This is a genomic window from Catenuloplanes nepalensis (genome assembly GCF_030811575.1).
GTDB lineage: Bacteria > Actinomycetota > Actinomycetes > Mycobacteriales > Micromonosporaceae > Catenuloplanes > Catenuloplanes nepalensis.
The window spans coordinates 6729192-6744974 of the sequence record NZ_JAUSRA010000001.1; the positions used below are offsets into that span (position 1 = coordinate 6729192).

A 15783-nucleotide genomic window follows, 5' to 3' on the forward strand; every position below is an offset into this window, starting at 1 on the left:
TGGACATACGTAAGGGCCGGGCACACCACGAGACGTGCACCCGGCCCCTGCGGTCGGATCTACCTGCGCTTGCGGATCTCGTCCGCGGCCTGCGGAACCACCTTGTTCAGGTCACCCACCACGCCGTAGTCGGCCAGCTCGAAGATCGGCGCCTCGGTGTCCTTGTTCACCGCGACGATCGTCTTCGACGTCTGCATACCGGCCCGGTGCTGGATCGCGCCGGAGATGCCGAGCGCGATGTAGAGCTGCGGCGACACGGTCTTGCCCGTCTGCCCGACCTGGAACTGGTGCGGGTAGAAGCCGGAGTCGACCGCCGCGCGGGACGCGCCGACCGCGCCGCCGAGCAGGTCGGCCAGCTCCTCGACCAGCTTGAAGCCGTCCGCGCCGCCCACACCGCGGCCGCCGGAGACGACCACGGACGCCTCGGAGAGCTCCGGGCGCGCGCCCTTCTGCTCCGCGACGCGCTCGACGACCTTGGCCAGCTTGTCCGTCTCGGTCGCGGTGACCGGGATCGGCTCGACCGACGGGGTCGCCGGGGCCGGCGCCGGGGTCAGCGAGTTCGGCCGGAGCGCCACGATCGGCAGGCCGCGGGTGACCTTGGACTTGACGATGGTGGCGCCGGCGAACGCGACCTGGGTGGCCGTGCCGTCCGCGTCCAGGCCAACCGCGTCGGTGAGCACGCCGTTGTCCAGCTTGATCGCCAGCCGGGCCGCGATCTCCTTGCCCTCCTGGCTGGAGGCGAGCAGCACGGCCGCCGGGGAGACGCGCTTGACCAGCTCGGCCACCACGGTCGCCTTCGGCGCGACCAGGTAGCCGTCGATCTCCTCGCTCTCCGCGGCGTAGATCTTCTCCGCGCCGTACTCCGCGAGCTTGGGGGTGAGCGCCTCCGCGGCGCCGGGGCCGCCGAGCACGACCGCGGACGGCGTGCCGATCTCCCGCGCGAGCGTGAGCAGCTCCAGGGTGACCTTCTTCACGCCGGAGGCGGATGCCTCGACGACGACGAGAACCTCTGCCATGTCTCGGTACCCCCTTCTCAGACGAACTTCTCGGTGGCGAGGAACTCGACCAGCTTCACGCCGGCCTCGCCTTCGTCGACGACCTTCTGACCGGCGGAGCGCGGCGGGCGCTGCGCGTGCTCGACGACCGCGCTGGTGGCGCCCGCGAAGCCGACCTCGGACGCGTCGAGCGCCAGGTCGGCCAGGGACAGCGTCTCCACCGGCTTCTTCTTCGCGGCCATGATGCCCTTGAAGGACGGGTAGCGCGGCTCGTTGATCGTGTCCCACACGGAGACGACGGCCGGCGTCGAGGCGGTGACCACCTCGTACCCCTCGTCGGTCTGCCGTTCGATGGTCAGCGTGTTCCCGTCGACCGTGAGCTTGCGCGCGCCGGTGAGCGCGGCGACGCCGAGCCGCTCCGCGAGCATGTGCGGGAGCACCTGGACGCGGCCGTCGGTGGACTCCGAGCCGCAGAGCACGACGTCCGCGTTCAGCCGGCCGAGCGCGGTCGCGATCACCTTGGAGGTGGCGACGGCGCAGGAGCCGTGCAGCGCGTCGTCGACGATGTGCACGGCCTTGGCCGGGCCCATCGAGAGCGCCTTGCGGATCGACTCGGTGGCGCCGGACGGGCCCATGGTCAGCACCGTGACCTCGCCGCCGTGCGCTTCCGTGAGGCGGAGTGCCTCCTCGATCGCGTACTCGTCCATCTCGTTGATGACGTTGCTCGCCGCACCGCGGTCAACGGTGTTGTCGTCGGCACGCAGAGACCGTTCGGCACCGGAGTCCGGTACCTGCTTGACCAGTACCACAATGTTCATCGCGCTTCGACGACCCTCCTGTTAAACGGTTCTCGCCCGACGTAACGAATTCTCGTCCGGAAGCGGAGCCCGGGGTGAGCCGGGGGCTGTTTCAGGCTTGCCCGGCTGCCTCTCCAGGGTCAACCACAATGCGTGTGGACTTGACCACGACCCATGTTACTTACTAGTAGGTTGTCGGATACGGGCACGGAGAGTGACACACCTCACCCCCGCGCACCCGGAACCCGCTACAGTCGAGCCAGCGGGAGGAGTCGTGATATGTCAGTGCAAATCGCCCCGATGAGGCCGGTCGCGGCACCGGACTCGTGGTTCGTCGGCAGCCTGGTCTCGTTCGGCCATCACCGGCGGAAACGGCCTGACGATCATCGCTGCGTCTGCGGACGGCTCCGCGACGAGTGCGTCCGCGTCGCCGTCCGCGCGCTCTGGAGCGCCTAGAGCCTTCGGAGCCGGAACCCTCTAGGGCCGGAAGATGTACGGCGTGGTGGTGGTCAGTGCCGTGAAGCCGAGCCGCTCCAGGATCGGCCGGCTCTCGTCCGACGCGTCCACCTGCAGCAGCGTGAACCCGCGCTGGTCCGCGAGCCGCGCCCGGTAGGCCACCAGCGCCTTGTAGATCCCGCGCCGCCGGAACTCCGGGTGCGTGCCGCCGCCCCACAGCGTGCCGAACGCGGTGCCCGCGATGTACCGGATCCAGGCCGCGCAGACCAGCGTGCGCGCCTCGTCGTCCGTCTCCGCCACCACGATCGTGACCGACTGCGGGTCCGCCGCGATCTCCCGCTCCATCGCGTCCGCCCACCACTCCCGGGACGTGCCCGGGTAGATGAGCTCGCCGAGCCGGGCGATCCGGTCCAGGTCCTCGCGGGAGGTGACCTCGCGCAGGCGCACCCCCTCGGGCACCACCGGCACCGCGGCCGCGAGCGGCGCGACCGCACCGGCCACCACGGTCTCCCGCTCCTCGGGCGCGAACCCGGCCGCGGCGAGCCGGTCGGGCAGGTCGCGCGGAAGGTCGTGGCCGTGCAGCTTCCACTCCACGCTCTCGCCCAGCTCGGCGAAGAGGGCGGTCTGCCGGGCGATCAGCGCGTCCAGCTCCGCTCCGTCCAGGCCGCCGAGATCGGTGTACGTGATGAAGCCGCCCTCGTCGAGCCCGCGCAGCCGGACCAGCGGGCCGTCCCGCTCGACCGTCGCGCCGCCCGGCAGCGGGTCCGGCATGTGCGCCCGCAGCTGGGCGTCGTACGTGGCGAGCAGGGCCGCGGCGTCAAGATCAGATGTGGTCACGCCGTTCAGCCCATCACAGCCCGGGTGTTCACGCGAGGCGGTTAGGGTCGGTGGCGTGCGCGCGCTGCTCAAGAGCTGGTTCGATCCCCGGGACGTCCAGCGGGTCGGCTCCACCCCGGACTACCGCTTCTCGCTGGCGAACGAGCGCACCTTCCTGGCCTGGGTCCGCACCGGGCTGGCGCTGGTGGCGGGCGGGCTGGCCGCGTTCCAGTTCCTGCCCCGGACGCCGATGACCCATCTGCGCGAGACGATCGCGGTGGTGCTGCTCCTGCTCGGCGGCGCGGTCGCGTTCCACTCGGTGCGCCACTGGACGCGGACCGAGCGGGCCATGCGCCTGGACGAGGACCTGCCACCCTCGCACTTCCCCGCGCTGCTGGCCGGCGGCGTCGCGCTGGGCTCACTCGTACTCGCCGGGGCTCTGATCTTTCAAGGCTCGCGATGACCCAGCCGGTGCACGGGCCGGGCGTGCCGATCATCCGGACCGGGCTGGCCTGGCGGCGGACCGCGCTCTCGTTCGCCACGGTCACGCTGCTGGCCCTGCGGCTCGCGCTCACCTCGGACGGCGGCGTCCCGGTGGCGGTGGCCTGCGCGCTGGCCGCGCTCGCCGCGTGCACGACCGCGCTGGTCGTGGTGCGGCGCCGGGTGGCGGACCTCCAGCACGGACGAACCTCACTGAACGGCCACACACTGCTACTGTGCGCGATCCTGGCGCTCGGTTACGCCCTGATCGGTGCCGTCCTGATGATCCTCTGATGCCTCCGGCTGCCGATCGGCCGGTTCACGCGGCATCATTGCGAGATGGCCCGACTGTTCGCGCTCATCTTCCTGCTACAGATCGCGATGGCGGTCGTGGCCCTGATCAGCTGCCTCTCCGCGGAGCCGGAGGAGATCCGCCGCCTGCCCCGGTTGCTGTGGGCGGCGGTGATCGTGCTGGTCCCGGTGGCCGGCCCGGTCCTCTGGTTCCTGGCCGGGCGCGCCCGGCCGGACGAGGGATCGGAGGGGGTGCCGCGCCGGCCGGTCGCGCCGGACGACGACCCGGACTTCCTGCGCACGCTCGACTCGGACAAGGCCCGCCGCGACCGGGAGCAGTTCGAGCGGTGGGAGGAGGACCTCCGGCGGCGCGAGGAGAAGCTGCGCCGCGACGAGGATCCGAACCCGGAGCTGCGCAACGAGAAGAACGGCGACGCCTGACCGGAACGAGAACGGCCGGGCGTGCCCCGCGGGGCACGCCCGGCCGCGTCATCTCGTCAGCTCCAGCGGTGCTTCTTGACGAACAGCTTCACGCCCCAGCCGCCGCCGACGCACTTCGAGTCGTCCCAGTGGTCCGAGCGCTCACCCAGCCAGGCGACCCGCTCGCAGGCACGCTTGCTGCGGTAGCTGCCGGCGTACTGCCAGTTCGCCCGCTTGTGGTTCCAGCCGTCGCCCCAGCCGTCGTGCCGGTCACGGTCCCAGCCCCAGCCGTCGTGCCGGTCACGGTCACGGTCACGGTCACGGTCCTGGTGGGCCGCGGCGACGGACTTCGTGGCCTCGAACGACGGCGCGGCCTGTGCGGCACCGGCCGCGGACAGGCTCACCGCACCGCCGGCGGCGAGCGCGACGAGGGTCAAGGCAACAGAACGCTTCACACTTCGCATCTCAGACATCTCCCTTCAGAGTGCCCGCAATGAGGCACTAAGAGAATCATGTCGGACTTTTCGGACCTTACTCACCGAACTTGTCCGATGACCCTCAGTTATGACTGAACGGCTGATGCCCGACGGGACGGTCGGCCAAACCGCATAAAACGGATATATGACGCGAGGCGGGCGCCTGGATGCGCCCGCCTCGCCGGAACGGTCCGTGTCAGGCCATGTCGCGCCGCTGTGTCAGCACGAACGCGGCGACCGCGGTAAGCAGCGTCACCGCGCCGCCGACAAGCGTGCCGTCCACCCAGGTCAGCGTGTACTCGGCGACACAGTCCGGGGTGTCACAGGCCGAGTTCCAGAGCACCAGGCGCCCGTTCGCGAACGCGGCCAGATAACTGCTCAGCATCCACCGGTCCGCCTCGGGCGTCTCCACGACGTTCAGCACGATCCGCAGACCGACCTCCCACAACACCACGTAGGCCGCGACCACGCCGAGCGCGGCCGCGGTGTGCCGGCCGAGCGCCGCGAGCGAGAAGCCGACCACGGTGGCGCCGAGCACCAGCAGGATCGCGCGGACGGCCACCAGCACCAGGTCCGGCCAGAACGCGCCGGACGTGTCGCCGGCGAAGCCGCTGATCGCGCTCACGCCCCAGAACGCGGCGACGTAACCGGCCATCACCACGACCGAGAGCGCGAGTACCGCACCGGCCACGACGGCCAGCTTCGCGCCCAGCACGACCGGTCGCTGCGGCCGCCAGAGCAGCAGGTTCGTCAGGCCGCCGGACGACATCTCGGCGCCGATGAACGAGGCACCGACCAGGAAGCCGAACAGCGACAGGAAAGTGGCGACGAAGTAGAGCAGGCCGCTCATCTCGTGGGCGAACACGAACGTGCCGAAGAGCTGGTCCTCCGGCCGGAAGTCCGCCGGATCCGGTTCCGGGCAGTTCAGGTAGGGCCGCTCCACCCGGCACAGGTCGTAGCTCTCGCGGGCGTACTCGTAGTTCCGGGCCGCCTGCGCGGTGGCCTCGCGCAGCTCCGCGTCGGTCGGCGGGTGCGAGCCGGCCACGGTGCTGACCACCGCGATCAGGCAGGTGCCGATCAGGAGCACCACCATCAGCTGCACGAACCGGCGCGCCACCAGCCGGCGAGCCTCGGCCTGGAGCAGGTGGAGAACGGACGACCGGTTCATCGGGACACCTCCGGGCCGGGCTCGAACGAGAACTCGCCGGCCGGGGGCGGCGGCGCCGGCGGGAGCACGGCGTCGTCCACCTGCCTCATCCCCTCCGGCGCGGGCGCGGTGCCGGTGAGCCGCAGGAAGACGCTCTCCAGGTCCGGCGTCAGCGGCGCCAGCTCGGAGACCCACAGACCCTGGCCGCCGAGCAACTCGGTGAGCCGGGCCGGCTCGGTGACCCGGTGCGCGATCAGGTGGTCCGGTGCGGCCGTCACCGCCACGCCCGCCGCGCCCAGCACCTGCGCGGCGCGGGGCAGGTCGGCCACCCGTACCCGGAAATCGCCGTGGTCGAAGCTGGCCAGCACGCCGGTCACCGGGCCGGCCAGGACACGCCGGCCGCGCGAGATGATCGTGACCGAGTCGCAGATCAGCTGGATCTCGGCCAGGATGTGGCTGGAGATCAGCACGGTGACGCCGTGCGCGGCGAGCGCACGGACCAGGTCACGCATCTCCCGGATGCCGGCCGGGTCCAGGCCGTTCGCCGGCTCGTCCAGGATCAGCAGCTCCGGCGCCTTGAGCAGCGCGGACGCCACGGCCAGCCGCTGTTTCATGCCGAGCGAGTACGTCTTGATGATGTCCTTGCCACGCTCCCGTAACCCGACCTGGGCCAGCACCTCCTCGACCCGGGTCTGCGGCACGCCGCCCGCGGTGGCCAGCAGCGACAGCATCCGGCGCCCGCTCGCGTTGCCGAAGAACCGCGGGCTCTCCACGATCGCGCCGACCCGGCTGATCACCTGGGGCAGCGCGGCCGGCGAGGCGTGCCCGAGGATGCGCATCTCGCCCGCGTCCGCGCGGACCAGCCCGAGCAGCGCGCGCAGCGTGGTGGTCTTGCCCGATCCGTTCGGCCCGAGAAAGCCGTGCACCTGACCGGGCTCGACCAGCATGTCGAACCCGTCCAGCGCGCGGTGCGTCCCACCGCGCAGCCTGCGGTACCCCTTCCGGAGGCCCGCGATCTCGATCACCGGAGGCATCCGTCTCCCCTCGTCGTCACGCGGGCAGCCTACGGCCAGGCCGCCGCCGCGCGCGGCATCTTCGATGCATCACCCTTTCAAGATCAAATCTGGGGGTACGGCACTCGCGAACGCTTCCCCAGCCGGGGCCCGGCCGTGGTTGCGTGGTTGGATGGGAGCGTGTCTGAGGATCTCGTGATCGCCCTGGAGTCGGCCAGCGTCGTGCGTTCCGGCACGCATCTCCTGCGGGACGTGAGCTGGCAGGTCGAGCTGGACGAACGGTGGGTCGTGCTGGGCCCGAACGGCGCCGGCAAGACCACGCTGCTCAACCTGGCCTCCGGTCGGCTGCACCCGAGCACCGGCACGGTCCACGTGCTGAACGAGCGGCTCGGCCGCACCGACGTCAACGAGCTGCGCACCCGGATCGGCATCTCCACCGCGCACCTGGCCCAGCAGATCCCGGGCGAGGAGCGGGTGGTCGACGCGGTGCTGACCGCGGCCTGGTCCGTGGTCGGCCGCTGGCGGGAGACCTACGAGAGGCAGGACGAGTCGCGCGGCCGGGCGCTGCTGCACCAGTTCGGCGTGGGCCACCTGGCCGACCGCACGTTCGGCACGCTCTCCGAGGGCGAGCGCAAGCGGGTGCTGATCGCCCGCGCGCTGATGACCGACCCGGAGCTGCTGCTGCTCGACGAGCCGGCCGCCGGGCTGGACCTGGGCGCACGCGAGGACCTGGTCGGCCGGCTCTCCACGCTGGCGATGGACCCGGACGCGCCGGCCACCGTGCTGGTCACCCACCACGTCGAGGAGATACCGCCCGGCTTCACGCACGCGCTGCTGCTGCGCGAGGGCGCGGTCGTGGCGCAGGGCCTGCTCACCGACGTGATCACCGGCGACAATCTGTCCAAGGCGTTCGGCCTGCCCCTGGTGGTGGAGCGTTCCGCCGGGCGATACACCGCCCGCGCGGCCTGACTGTTCGAGAGGTGCGCGGATGACGCGGGTGGTCGTTGCCGGCAGCGCGAACATGGACCTGGTCGGGATCGCGCCCCGGCTGCCGCAGCCCGGCGAGACCGTGCTCGGCACCGAGTTCCTGCAGATGCCCGGCGGCAAGGGCGCGAACCAGGCGATCGCGGCCGCGCGCGCCGGTGCGCAGACCTGCTTCCTGGGCGCGATCGGCTCGGACGCGTTCGGCGTGACGCTGAAGGCCAGGCTCGGCGCGTCCGGCGTGGACGCGTCCCGGGTGCGGATCGTCTACGGCACGTCCGGCGTCGCGGTCATCATGGTCGACACCAGGGGCGAGAACTCGATCATCGCCACGCCCGGCGCCAACGCCGCGTTCACCCGGCTCACGGATCAGGAGCTCGCGGCGGTACGGGACGCGGACGTCCTCGTCTGCCAGCTGGAGATCCCGGTCGAGACCGTCACGGAGGCCGCGATCACGGCACGCGCGGCCGGCACCCGGGTGATCCTGAACGCCGCGCCCGCGCAGACCCTGCCCGCCGAACTGCTGGCCGCCGTGGACCTGCTGGTCGTGAACGAGGGCGAGGCCGCCGTGATCACCGGGCGGGGCCGGGACGAGCCGCGCGCGCTGCTGGACCACGTGACCCGCGCCGTGCTCACGCTCGGCGGCGAGGGCGCCTGCTTCGTCGACCGGGACGGCACCGACCTGCGCGTCCCCGCGTTCCCGGTCGAGGCGGTCGACTCGACCGCCGCCGGGGACGCGTTCACCGGCGCACTGGCGGTGGCCTGGGGCGAGGGACGCACGCTTCCCGACGCGGTGCGGTGGGCAGCCGCGGCCGGCGCCGCGTGCGTGCGCCGACTCGGCGCGAGCAACTCCCTGCCGATGCGCGCCGACATCGACGCGCTCTACGCCTCGGTCTCCTGACCGACAACCACCACCCGCCGGCGGCCGGTGGCCGGTGGCCGGCCTGCCGACGTTGAACTCGCGAGAACCGCGGGCAATCGTCGAGCGCTCAGAACCGAACGACGGCAACGTTGAACCGCTGGCAACGTTGAGTGAGCAAGAACGAACGGCACCAACGTTGAACGGCGGGCAACGTTGAGTGAGCGAGAACGAACGCCGCCAACGTTGAACGGCGGGCAACGTTGAGCGAGCGAGAACGAACGCCGCCAACGTTGAACGGCGGGCAACGTTGAGCGAGCGAGAACGAACGCCGCCAACGTTGAACGGCGGACAACATTGAGCGAGCAAGAACGGACCGCGTCGGCGTTGCGTGGCTGGGGCTGTCGGGTGAGCGCGAGCGGCCAGCGCTGGGATGACGATGGAGGGCGGGGTGTGGGGCTTGCGTTCGCCGGCGGGGCGGGAGGCGGGTCAGGACTCGCGGACCAGGGTGACGAAGCGGCTGACCTCGGAGCGGAGGACCTCGGCCAGTTGGGAGAGGCCGGCCTGGCTGGCGTCGTGGGTGCCGTCGACGGCGGCGGCGATGCCCTCGACGAGGCCGCTCATCTCGCGGATGTTGCCGGTGACGCGCTCCAGGACCTCAATCGCGCCGACCGCGGCGGCCTGGACCGTCGACACCTGGTTGATGATGCTCTCGCTGGAGTTCGCGGTCTCGGTGGCGAGCGTCTTGACCTCGTTCGCGACCACGCTGAAGCCGCGCCCGGCCTCGCCGGCGCGGGCGGCCTCGATGGTCGCGTTCAGCGCGAGCAGGCGGGTCTGTGACGCGATCTGCGTGATCAGGTCGACGGCCTGGCGGATCTGGTCGGACGCGTCGCGCAGCGAGCTGACCGAGCCGAGCCCGCTCTCCGCGTCCGCGACCGCGTCGCGGGCGAACGTGGAGAGGTTGTTCGCGGTCGCGCCCATCTCGGTGGCCGCGGTCGCGACCTGCTCGGAGACCGTGAGCACGGCGGACTCCAACTGGTCGGCGAGTTCCAGCCGGCCCAGCTTGGCGGCGTCGACCGCGTCCACGCCCCCCTTCATGTTGTCGCTGGCCAGGTTGATCGTGGTGGCGGCCTGCTCGAACGAGCCACGCATGCCTCGCGGCAGGAAACGGCGGTGGAACCGGTTCTCGGCGGACGCGGTGAGCGCGGCGCCGGACTCGCGGACGAACGCGTCCGTGGTGTCCAGCAGCCGGTTCACGGCCTGGCGGGCTGCCTCGGCCTGCGGATCGTCGCCGAGCTGCGGGATCCGTGCCTCCAGGTCGCCGGCGGCGGCGCGGTCACAGATCTGGGCGATGACGGCCAGGGCCTCGCCGTCGGAGGGCGCCGAGCCCTTGGAGCGGCGCCTCACGCGTTCCTACCGGACGTCACGTTCTTCACGACCTTGATCGGTTTCTTGTTCCTGGCGGCGTTCGTGGTCACGGTGACCTTCCCGGCGCCGGCCCGGGACGCGTTCGCACGCGACGACGTCGCGTGCGATTCCCCGGAACCGGCGGAACCCATCGGACCGGCGGAGCCGAAGGAACCAGCGGAACCGGCGTTGCTCGCGGAACCCGCGGGGCCGAAAGAACCCACGGAACCGGCGTTGCCCGCAGAGCCGAGGGAACCAGCGGAAACCGCGAAACCGGCGGAGCTCGCGGAGCCGGTGATGCCGGCCGGGCCCGCGCTGCGCCGGCTGTCCCGGGTGGCGGTGACCGTCTTAGGCGCGTTCGGTGAGGGGACCGGTGCCGGCTCCGCGTCGAGCGTGAGGTCGAAGACGAACTGCTCATAGGTGCGGCCGCGCGCGGACAACTCGTCCTGGAGCATCCGCCACGACGCGTCCAGCCCTTCGGACGGGCTGCGGTGCCGCTTCTCCTCGGCCCGCAGCCGGGCGTAGAGCTCCTTGACCGCGTTGATCGCGCTCCGGTCCGGGCGGCGGCGCGACGAGTGGTAGCCGACGATCCGGCCGGCCAGGTCCCGGGACGGCGTGACGTGCGCGAGCACCCAGTACTCCGCGCCGTCCGAGGCCATGTTCACCACATAGGCGAAGATCTCCCGGCCCTCGCGAAGCGTGTCCCACAGCAGTTTGAACACGACCCGCGGCATGTCGGGATGCCGGATGATGTTGTGCGGCTTCCCGATCACCTCCTCCTCGTCGAAGACGGAGAGGCGCAGGAAGACGTCGTTCGCGTACGTGAGCAGGCCTTTCATGTCCGTCTTGGTCACGATGATCTCGTGATCGGCGAAAGTCCGCTCGATGCCGGTCGGTTGCACGGCCGTGCGTCTCATGCCCTCACCACCCCCGCGTGAAAAGAGCGTTCATGAGAATGGTGCGCGATCGGGCGCCTTCATGACGGGGGTTTGGGAGACTTTCCGGCCGGTACGCGGATGAGGTTCCCTTATAGGCGTGACCGTCTATTACCGGGATGACAGCGTCGAGGTGACCTCCGGCCAGCTCCGGGTCGAGGCGGCCGCGTACCCGATCTCGCAGCTGGAGTACGTCTGGCACACGCGCAGCCGCTTCACCTCGCGCGGCGCGGCCCGGCGCCTGGTCCGCTGGCTGATCGTCACGGTGCTCACGATCCCCGGCGTGCTGTTCGCGCTCTTCCTGATCGGGCTGCCGTTCATCCAGGTCGACGGCGACCTGAACCTCGGCGTGCTGGCGCTCGGCGTGACGGCGTGCGTGGTGCTGGCGATCGCGCTCGCGCCGTTGCTGGAGGTGCCGCTCACCGTGCTGGACCGGATCAACGACCGGGGCGTGGAGCAGCACGAGTTGTGGGCGCAGATCGTCGGCGAGCAGGTGATGCTGCTCCAGACGCACGACGCGACGAAGTTCGGCCAGATCTATCGCGCGGTGCAGCGGGCGGTGGAGGAGACCGGCTGACATGGCACGTCACGGCGCCTGGGCGCTCGCCGGTCTCCTGGCCGCCGCGGGCGCGACACACTTCGCCCGCCCACGGATCTACGACTCGATCGTGCCGGCCGCGCTGCCGGGCGGACGCCGCTTCTGGACCTACGCGTCCGGCGCCGCCGCGCTGGCCACGGCCGCGGCGATCGCACACCCCCGCACCCGCCGCGCCGGCGGTTACGCCGCAACCGCGCTGTTCGTCGCGGTCTTCCCGGCGAACGTCACCATGGCGATCGACTGGCGCACCCGCTCCCCACGCCATCGCGCCATCGCCTACGCCCGCCTGCCCCTCCAGATCCCCCTGATCGTCTGGGCCTGGCGAGTCGCCCGCCCCCGCTGACGCACGACACCGGATCGATGCCCCAGGAACGCCCGCGGGTACGTGCGGGCCGCCGGATGAAGCCGGGGGCCGAGCCGCGACCGGCGGGGGCGCGGGATGTCGGTTCGGGGTTGGGTGACCGACCGCGGGAATGGCAGGGAGGAGCGCCAGCGACGACCGGTGCCCGCGGGAGCACTGGGTAAGTGGGCACGCCGGAAGCGGGAAAGGGATTCGGGGGTTATGGGCTGTTGATGGTGTTGATCTCCACGGCTCGCTGGAGCGCGCGGTAGATCTGGTTGAAGCGGCGTGCGTCCGTGCTGTGCAGCAGGCGGACCGGGACGCCGCCGATCAGGGCCCAGAGTTCCAGCTCGCGTGTGCCGCGGTCGTAGGAGCGGTCGACCTGGTCGAGGAGGAGGTCCGCGACCGGGACGGCGGCCAGGCCGATGACCACGGAGGCGGCCACGATCGCGGCCGTGGTCATCAGGGAGGTGCGCAGCAGCAGGGCGATCATGATGCCGAACGTGGCCGCGACCAGGGGGCCGAGCATGAGGATGCCGAGTGCGCCGCGGTTGACGACGCCGCTCCACCGGCGGGCACCGCGGCGGTGCCAGACGCGGTCCAGCGCGTCGAGCGGGTAGGCGCGGCCGTCGAGGACTATCCGGTCCGACGTGATCTCGACCGCCGCGTCCCGGTAGTACGTGACCATGCTTCCTGTTTACCCGATGTTTCGGTCCGTAGTCTGATCGGTACCCGACGGAGGGACTGTCTTGTGGGCGAGTTCGTACGACTGGAGATCGCGGACGGCATCGGGACCATCCGGCTGGACCGGCCGAAGATGAACGCGCTGAACGTCCAGGTGCAGGAGGAGTTGCGGGCGGCGGCCACGGCCGCGGCCGGCGACGACACGGTCCGCGCGGTGGTCGTCTACGGCGGCGAGAAGGTCTTCGCGGCCGGCGCGGACATCAAGGAGATGGCCGGCATGGACTACGCGCGGATGAGCGCGCGGGCCGGCGCGCTCTCCAGCGCGTTCGACGCGGTCGCGCGCATCCCGAAACCCGTCGTCGCCGCGATCACGGGGTACGCGCTGGGCGGCGGCTGCGAACTCGCGCTCGCCTGCGACTGGCGCGTGATCGCGGACGACGCACGGCTCGGCCAGCCGGAGATCAGGCTGGGCGTGATCCCGGGCGCGGGCGGCACCCAGCGGCTCGCACGGCTGATCGGGCCGGCCCGCGCCAAGGACCTGATCTTCTCCGGGCGGATGGTGGACGCGGACGAGGCGCTGCGGATCGGGCTCGCGGACCGGGTGGTGCCGGCCGGATCGGTCTACGAGACCGCGGTCGAGCTGGTGTCGGCGTACCGGAACGGGCCGGCGCAGGCGCTGCGCGCGGCGAAGGCCGCGATCGACGGCGGGCTGGAGATGGACCTCGCGTCCGGGCTGGCGTGGGAGAGCCAGCTGTTCGCGTCGCTGTTCGCCACCCGGGACCAGAAGATCGGGATGGACGCGTTCGTGGCGAAGGAGAAACCCGGATTCACCGGTTCCTGAGCGACGTTACCTCGGGGTAACGTGCGTCACATGACGGAGATCGAGGGCCACGGCGGCGAGCTGGCGCTGGCGGCACTGCGCGCGCACGGCGTCACGGAGATGTTCACGCTGTCCGGTGGGCACGTCTTCCCGCTGTACGACGCGGCACACAAGGCCGGGTTCCCGATCCACGACGTGCGGCACGAGCAGTCCGCGGTGTTCGCGGCCGAGGCGGTGGCGAAGCTGCGGCGCACGCCCGGCCTGGCCGTGCTGACCGCCGGGCCGGGCGTGACCAACGGCGTGTCCGGGCTGACCAGTGCGTTCTTCAACGGATCGCCGGTGCTGGTGCTGGGCGGGCGGGCCCCGTCGTTCCGCTGGGGCTCGGGATCGCTGCAGGAGATCGACCACGTGCCGATCGTGGCACCGGTGACGAAACACGCGGCCACGGTGGCGTCCGCATCGGACATTCCGGCCGCGATCGGCGCGGCACTGGAGATCGCGCTCGCGCCGCACCGCGGGCCGGTGTTCCTGGACCTGCCGCTGGAGGTCGTGTTCTCGGTGGCGTCGGCGGTCCTCGACGACCGGCCTTCGGAACCCCTCGGCGCGGACCCCGAGGAGGTGTCCCGCGCCGCCGCGCTGCTGGCCGGCGCCGAGCGGCCGGTGATCATCGCGGGCTCGGACGTCTGGGCCGGTGACGCCGTGGAGGCGCTGCGCGCCGCGGCCGAGACGCTGGACGTGCCGGTGTTCACGAACGGGATGGGCCGCGGCGCGCTGCCGCCCGGGCACCGGCTGGCGTTCGCGAAGGCCCGCCGGGCCGCGCTCAAGGGTGCGGACGTGGTCGCGGTGATCGGCACGCCGCTGGACTTCCGGCTCGGCTTCGGCGACTTCGGCGCGGCCGCGGTGGTGCACGTGGTGGACGCGCCGTCGCAGCGGGCCACGCACGTCACGCCGGCCGCGTCGCCCGCGGGTGACCTGCGGGCGATCCTGACCGCGTTCGCGGACCGGGCCGGGGCGCGTCACGACGACTGGGTGAGCGGGCTGCGGGTGAGCGAGGACGCGGCGGCCGCGACGCACGCGGCCGAGATGGCGGCGGAGAGCGATCCGATCAAGCCGGCCCGGGTGTACGGCGAACTCCGCAAGGTGCTGGAGCCGGACGCGATCACGATCGGCGACGGCGGCGACTTCGTGTCGTACGCGGGCCGCTATCTGGAACCGGCGCTCCCCGGCACGTGGCTGGACCCCGGGCCGTACGGGTGCCTCGGCACGGGCATGGGCTACGCGATGGGGGCCCGGGTCGCGTATCCGGACCGGCAGATCTGCGTGCTGATGGGCGACGGGGCGGCCGGGTTCTCCCTGATGGACGCGGAGTCACTGGCCCGGCAGCACCTTCCGGTGGTGATCGTGGTCGGCAACAACGGCATCTGGGGCCTGGAGAAACACCCGATGCGCGCGATGTACGGGTACGACGTGGCCGCCGACCTCCAGCCGGAACTGCGCTACGACGAGGTGGTCCGCGCGCTCGGCGGCGCGGGCGAGACGGTCGCGAAGGCCGGCGACCTGGGCCCGGCCTTGGAGCGAGCGTTCGCATCCGGCGTCCCTTACCTGGTCAACGTGCTCACCGACCCGGCCGACGCCTACCCCCGGTCGAGCAACCTGGCATAAGCCGACCACCCACCCGACTCGCGGGGAGGAGCGCTGGCGACGACCGGTGCCAGCCTATTTTGATCTTGAAGGAGCCGCGGTACGGCCGCACTCCCGCGACCAGCGGGAATGCTCTCAGCCCGATCCGGGTTCCGTGGCCCCCGCTCGCTGTCGGTACGCGAATCACACGCGGTCTCCGGGCACCGGAACACCGCAAGCGGGCAGGGTCGGCCCCCTTCCGGCGGGGACCCGGCGCCTCGTGCCCGAAATCTCCCGATGAAGCGGGCACGCGTCCTACTGGCAGGGCCGGGAGATCTTGACGGCCTCGGGCCCGGCACCTGAGTGATCAATCAGGTGAGCGAAAAGGCGATCAACTTCGATTTTTGATCTACCTTTTGCTCACCTGATTGATCACTCAGGCCGCGGCGGTGTCGGCTCGCGAGTCTGTGGTCCGCGCCGGAGGGTGGGATGTAGCGATATTCGGGCGGGCAGCGCCCGGATGACCAGCACCGCTCGCACCTCAACCCCGAAAGCTCAGTAAGTGGCATTGGACCGGTGCCCGCGGGAGCATGCGGACAGCACCACCCCGGAAGCGGGAAGATCAAGCCCTTGACCGAAGCTTTCGAC

At 71.5% G+C, this 15783-nt stretch carries 18 protein-coding genes; 9 read left to right on the top strand and 9 right to left on the bottom strand.

Features of this window, described 5'->3' with window-relative positions; translation table 11 throughout:
- Nucleotides 1-59 precede the first annotated feature (59 nt).
- The 3 genes from J2S43_RS28890 to J2S43_RS28900 form a co-directional block, all read right to left on the bottom strand.
- The gene (locus J2S43_RS28890) at nt 60-1016 is read right to left on the bottom strand and encodes an electron transfer flavoprotein subunit alpha/FixB family protein (protein WP_306834530.1); all 957 of its coding nucleotides are present in this window, start codon (nt 1014-1016) and stop codon (nt 60-62) included.
- A 17-nt stretch (nt 1017-1033) separates the two neighbouring features.
- Nucleotides 1034-1813: an electron transfer flavoprotein subunit beta/FixA family protein gene (locus tag J2S43_RS28895; RefSeq protein WP_306834532.1), complete on the bottom strand. Its 780-nt coding sequence runs from the start codon at nt 1811-1813 to the stop codon at nt 1034-1036.
- Between the two features lie 456 nt (nt 1814-2269).
- Nucleotides 2270-3085, bottom strand: a complete 816-nt coding sequence (locus J2S43_RS28900; protein WP_306834533.1) for a GNAT family N-acetyltransferase — start codon at nt 3083-3085, stop codon at nt 2270-2272.
- Between the two features lie 55 nt (nt 3086-3140).
- Here J2S43_RS28900 and J2S43_RS28905 point away from each other — a divergent pair, with 55 nt between their 5' ends.
- From J2S43_RS28905 to J2S43_RS28915, 3 genes are read left to right on the top strand one after another with little or no spacing between them, the layout of a single operon-like run.
- Nucleotides 3141-3527 (top strand): YidH family protein, encoded by a 387-nt coding sequence (locus tag J2S43_RS28905; protein ID WP_306834535.1) that lies wholly within the window; start codon nt 3141-3143, stop codon nt 3525-3527.
- Nucleotides 3524-3838 carry a DUF202 domain-containing protein gene (locus J2S43_RS28910; RefSeq protein ID WP_306834537.1) on the top strand — a complete coding sequence of 105 codons (315 nt, stop codon included), beginning with the start codon at nt 3524-3526 and terminating at the stop codon, nt 3836-3838. The genes J2S43_RS28905 and J2S43_RS28910 overlap by 4 nt, the downstream gene beginning before the upstream one ends.
- Nucleotides 3839-3883: 45 nt before the next feature.
- On the top strand, nt 3884-4276 hold the full coding sequence (locus J2S43_RS28915) for a PLD nuclease N-terminal domain-containing protein (protein WP_306834539.1): 393 nt from the start codon (nt 3884-3886) through the stop codon (nt 4274-4276).
- Nucleotides 4277-4332: 56 nt separating this feature from the next.
- On the opposite strand, the gene J2S43_RS28920 is transcribed toward J2S43_RS28915, so the two are convergent.
- The 3 genes from J2S43_RS28920 to J2S43_RS28930 all read right to left on the bottom strand — a co-directional run bounded on the left by J2S43_RS28920 (nt 4333) and on the right by J2S43_RS28930 (nt 6912).
- Complete coding sequence (locus J2S43_RS28920; protein WP_306834542.1) at nt 4333-4710, bottom strand: hypothetical protein; 378 nt, start codon at nt 4708-4710, stop codon at nt 4333-4335.
- A gap of 217 nt (nt 4711-4927) precedes the next feature.
- Entirely contained in the window at nt 4928-5899 is a 972-nt protein-coding gene (locus J2S43_RS28925) for an ABC transporter permease subunit (RefSeq protein WP_306834544.1), read from the bottom strand.
- Nucleotides 5896-6912, bottom strand: a complete 1017-nt coding sequence (locus tag J2S43_RS28930) for an ATP-binding cassette domain-containing protein (RefSeq protein ID WP_306834546.1) — start codon at nt 6910-6912, stop codon at nt 5896-5898. Before J2S43_RS28930 ends, J2S43_RS28925 begins: the two co-directional genes overlap by 4 nt.
- A 135-nt stretch (nt 6913-7047) precedes the next feature.
- Between J2S43_RS28930 and J2S43_RS28935 the strand changes: the two genes are divergently transcribed.
- The gene (locus J2S43_RS28935; protein ID WP_306834548.1) at nt 7048-7860 is read left to right on the top strand and encodes an ABC transporter ATP-binding protein; all 813 of its coding nucleotides are present in this window, start codon (nt 7048-7050) and stop codon (nt 7858-7860) included.
- A 19-nt stretch (nt 7861-7879) separates the two neighbouring features.
- Nucleotides 7880-8773 (top strand): ribokinase, encoded by an 894-nt coding sequence (locus tag J2S43_RS28940; RefSeq protein WP_306834550.1) that lies wholly within the window; start codon nt 7880-7882, stop codon nt 8771-8773.
- Nucleotides 8774-9220: 447 nt separating this feature from the next.
- Here the strand turns inward: J2S43_RS28940 and J2S43_RS28945 are convergent, their stop codons facing one another.
- A complete protein-coding gene (locus tag J2S43_RS28945; protein ID WP_306834551.1) occupies nt 9221-10138 on the bottom strand; it encodes a methyl-accepting chemotaxis protein in 918 nt (305 codons plus the stop codon).
- Complete coding sequence (locus tag J2S43_RS28950) at nt 10135-11055, bottom strand: PAS domain S-box protein (protein ID WP_306834552.1); 921 nt, start codon at nt 11053-11055, stop codon at nt 10135-10137. Before J2S43_RS28950 ends, J2S43_RS28945 begins: the two co-directional genes overlap by 4 nt.
- 118 nt (nt 11056-11173) lie before the next feature.
- Here J2S43_RS28950 and J2S43_RS28955 point away from each other — a divergent pair, with 118 nt between their 5' ends.
- Nucleotides 11174-11650 (top strand): DUF6232 family protein, encoded by a 477-nt coding sequence (locus J2S43_RS28955; RefSeq protein ID WP_306834553.1) that lies wholly within the window; start codon nt 11174-11176, stop codon nt 11648-11650.
- Nucleotide 11651: 1 nt separating this feature from the next.
- Nucleotides 11652-12014 carry a DoxX family protein gene (locus tag J2S43_RS28960; RefSeq protein WP_306834554.1) on the top strand — a complete coding sequence of 121 codons (363 nt, stop codon included), beginning with the start codon at nt 11652-11654 and terminating at the stop codon, nt 12012-12014.
- Between the two features lie 217 nt (nt 12015-12231).
- On the opposite strand, the gene J2S43_RS28965 is transcribed toward J2S43_RS28960, so the two are convergent.
- On the bottom strand, nt 12232-12699 hold the full coding sequence (locus J2S43_RS28965) for a DUF6232 family protein (RefSeq protein ID WP_306834556.1): 468 nt from the start codon (nt 12697-12699) through the stop codon (nt 12232-12234).
- Between the two features lie 63 nt (nt 12700-12762).
- Between J2S43_RS28965 and J2S43_RS28970 the strand changes: the two genes are divergently transcribed.
- Complete coding sequence (locus tag J2S43_RS28970; RefSeq protein WP_306834558.1) at nt 12763-13536, top strand: enoyl-CoA hydratase/isomerase family protein; 774 nt, start codon at nt 12763-12765, stop codon at nt 13534-13536.
- A 30-nt stretch (nt 13537-13566) separates the two neighbouring features.
- On the top strand, nt 13567-15177 hold the full coding sequence (locus tag J2S43_RS28975) for an acetolactate synthase (protein WP_306834560.1): 1611 nt from the start codon (nt 13567-13569) through the stop codon (nt 15175-15177).
- Nucleotides 15178-15783: the final 606 nt, after the last annotated feature.

Coding starts and splice junctions, on each gene's coding strand:
- J2S43_RS28975 (WP_306834560.1), top strand. CDS start 13,567: ATGACGGAGATCGAGGGCCACGGCGGCGAGCTGGCGCTGGCGGCACTG.
- J2S43_RS28930 (WP_306834546.1), bottom strand. CDS start 6,912: ATGCCTCCGGTGATCGAGATCGCGGGCCTCCGGAAGGGGTACCGCAGG.
- J2S43_RS28910 (WP_306834537.1), top strand. CDS start 3,524: ATGACCCAGCCGGTGCACGGGCCGGGCGTGCCGATCATCCGGACCGGG.
- J2S43_RS28940 (WP_306834550.1), top strand. CDS start 7,880: ATGACGCGGGTGGTCGTTGCCGGCAGCGCGAACATGGACCTGGTCGGG.
- J2S43_RS28895 (WP_306834532.1), bottom strand. CDS start 1,813: ATGAACATTGTGGTACTGGTCAAGCAGGTACCGGACTCCGGTGCCGAA.
- J2S43_RS28890 (WP_306834530.1), bottom strand. CDS start 1,016: ATGGCAGAGGTTCTCGTCGTCGTCGAGGCATCCGCCTCCGGCGTGAAG.
- J2S43_RS28960 (WP_306834554.1), top strand. CDS start 11,652: ATGGCACGTCACGGCGCCTGGGCGCTCGCCGGTCTCCTGGCCGCCGCG.
- J2S43_RS28925 (WP_306834544.1), bottom strand. CDS start 5,899: ATGAACCGGTCGTCCGTTCTCCACCTGCTCCAGGCCGAGGCTCGCCGG.
- J2S43_RS28950 (WP_306834552.1), bottom strand. CDS start 11,055: ATGAGACGCACGGCCGTGCAACCGACCGGCATCGAGCGGACTTTCGCC.
- J2S43_RS28965 (WP_306834556.1), bottom strand. CDS start 12,699: ATGGTCACGTACTACCGGGACGCGGCGGTCGAGATCACGTCGGACCGG.
- J2S43_RS28915 (WP_306834539.1), top strand. CDS start 3,884: ATGGCCCGACTGTTCGCGCTCATCTTCCTGCTACAGATCGCGATGGCG.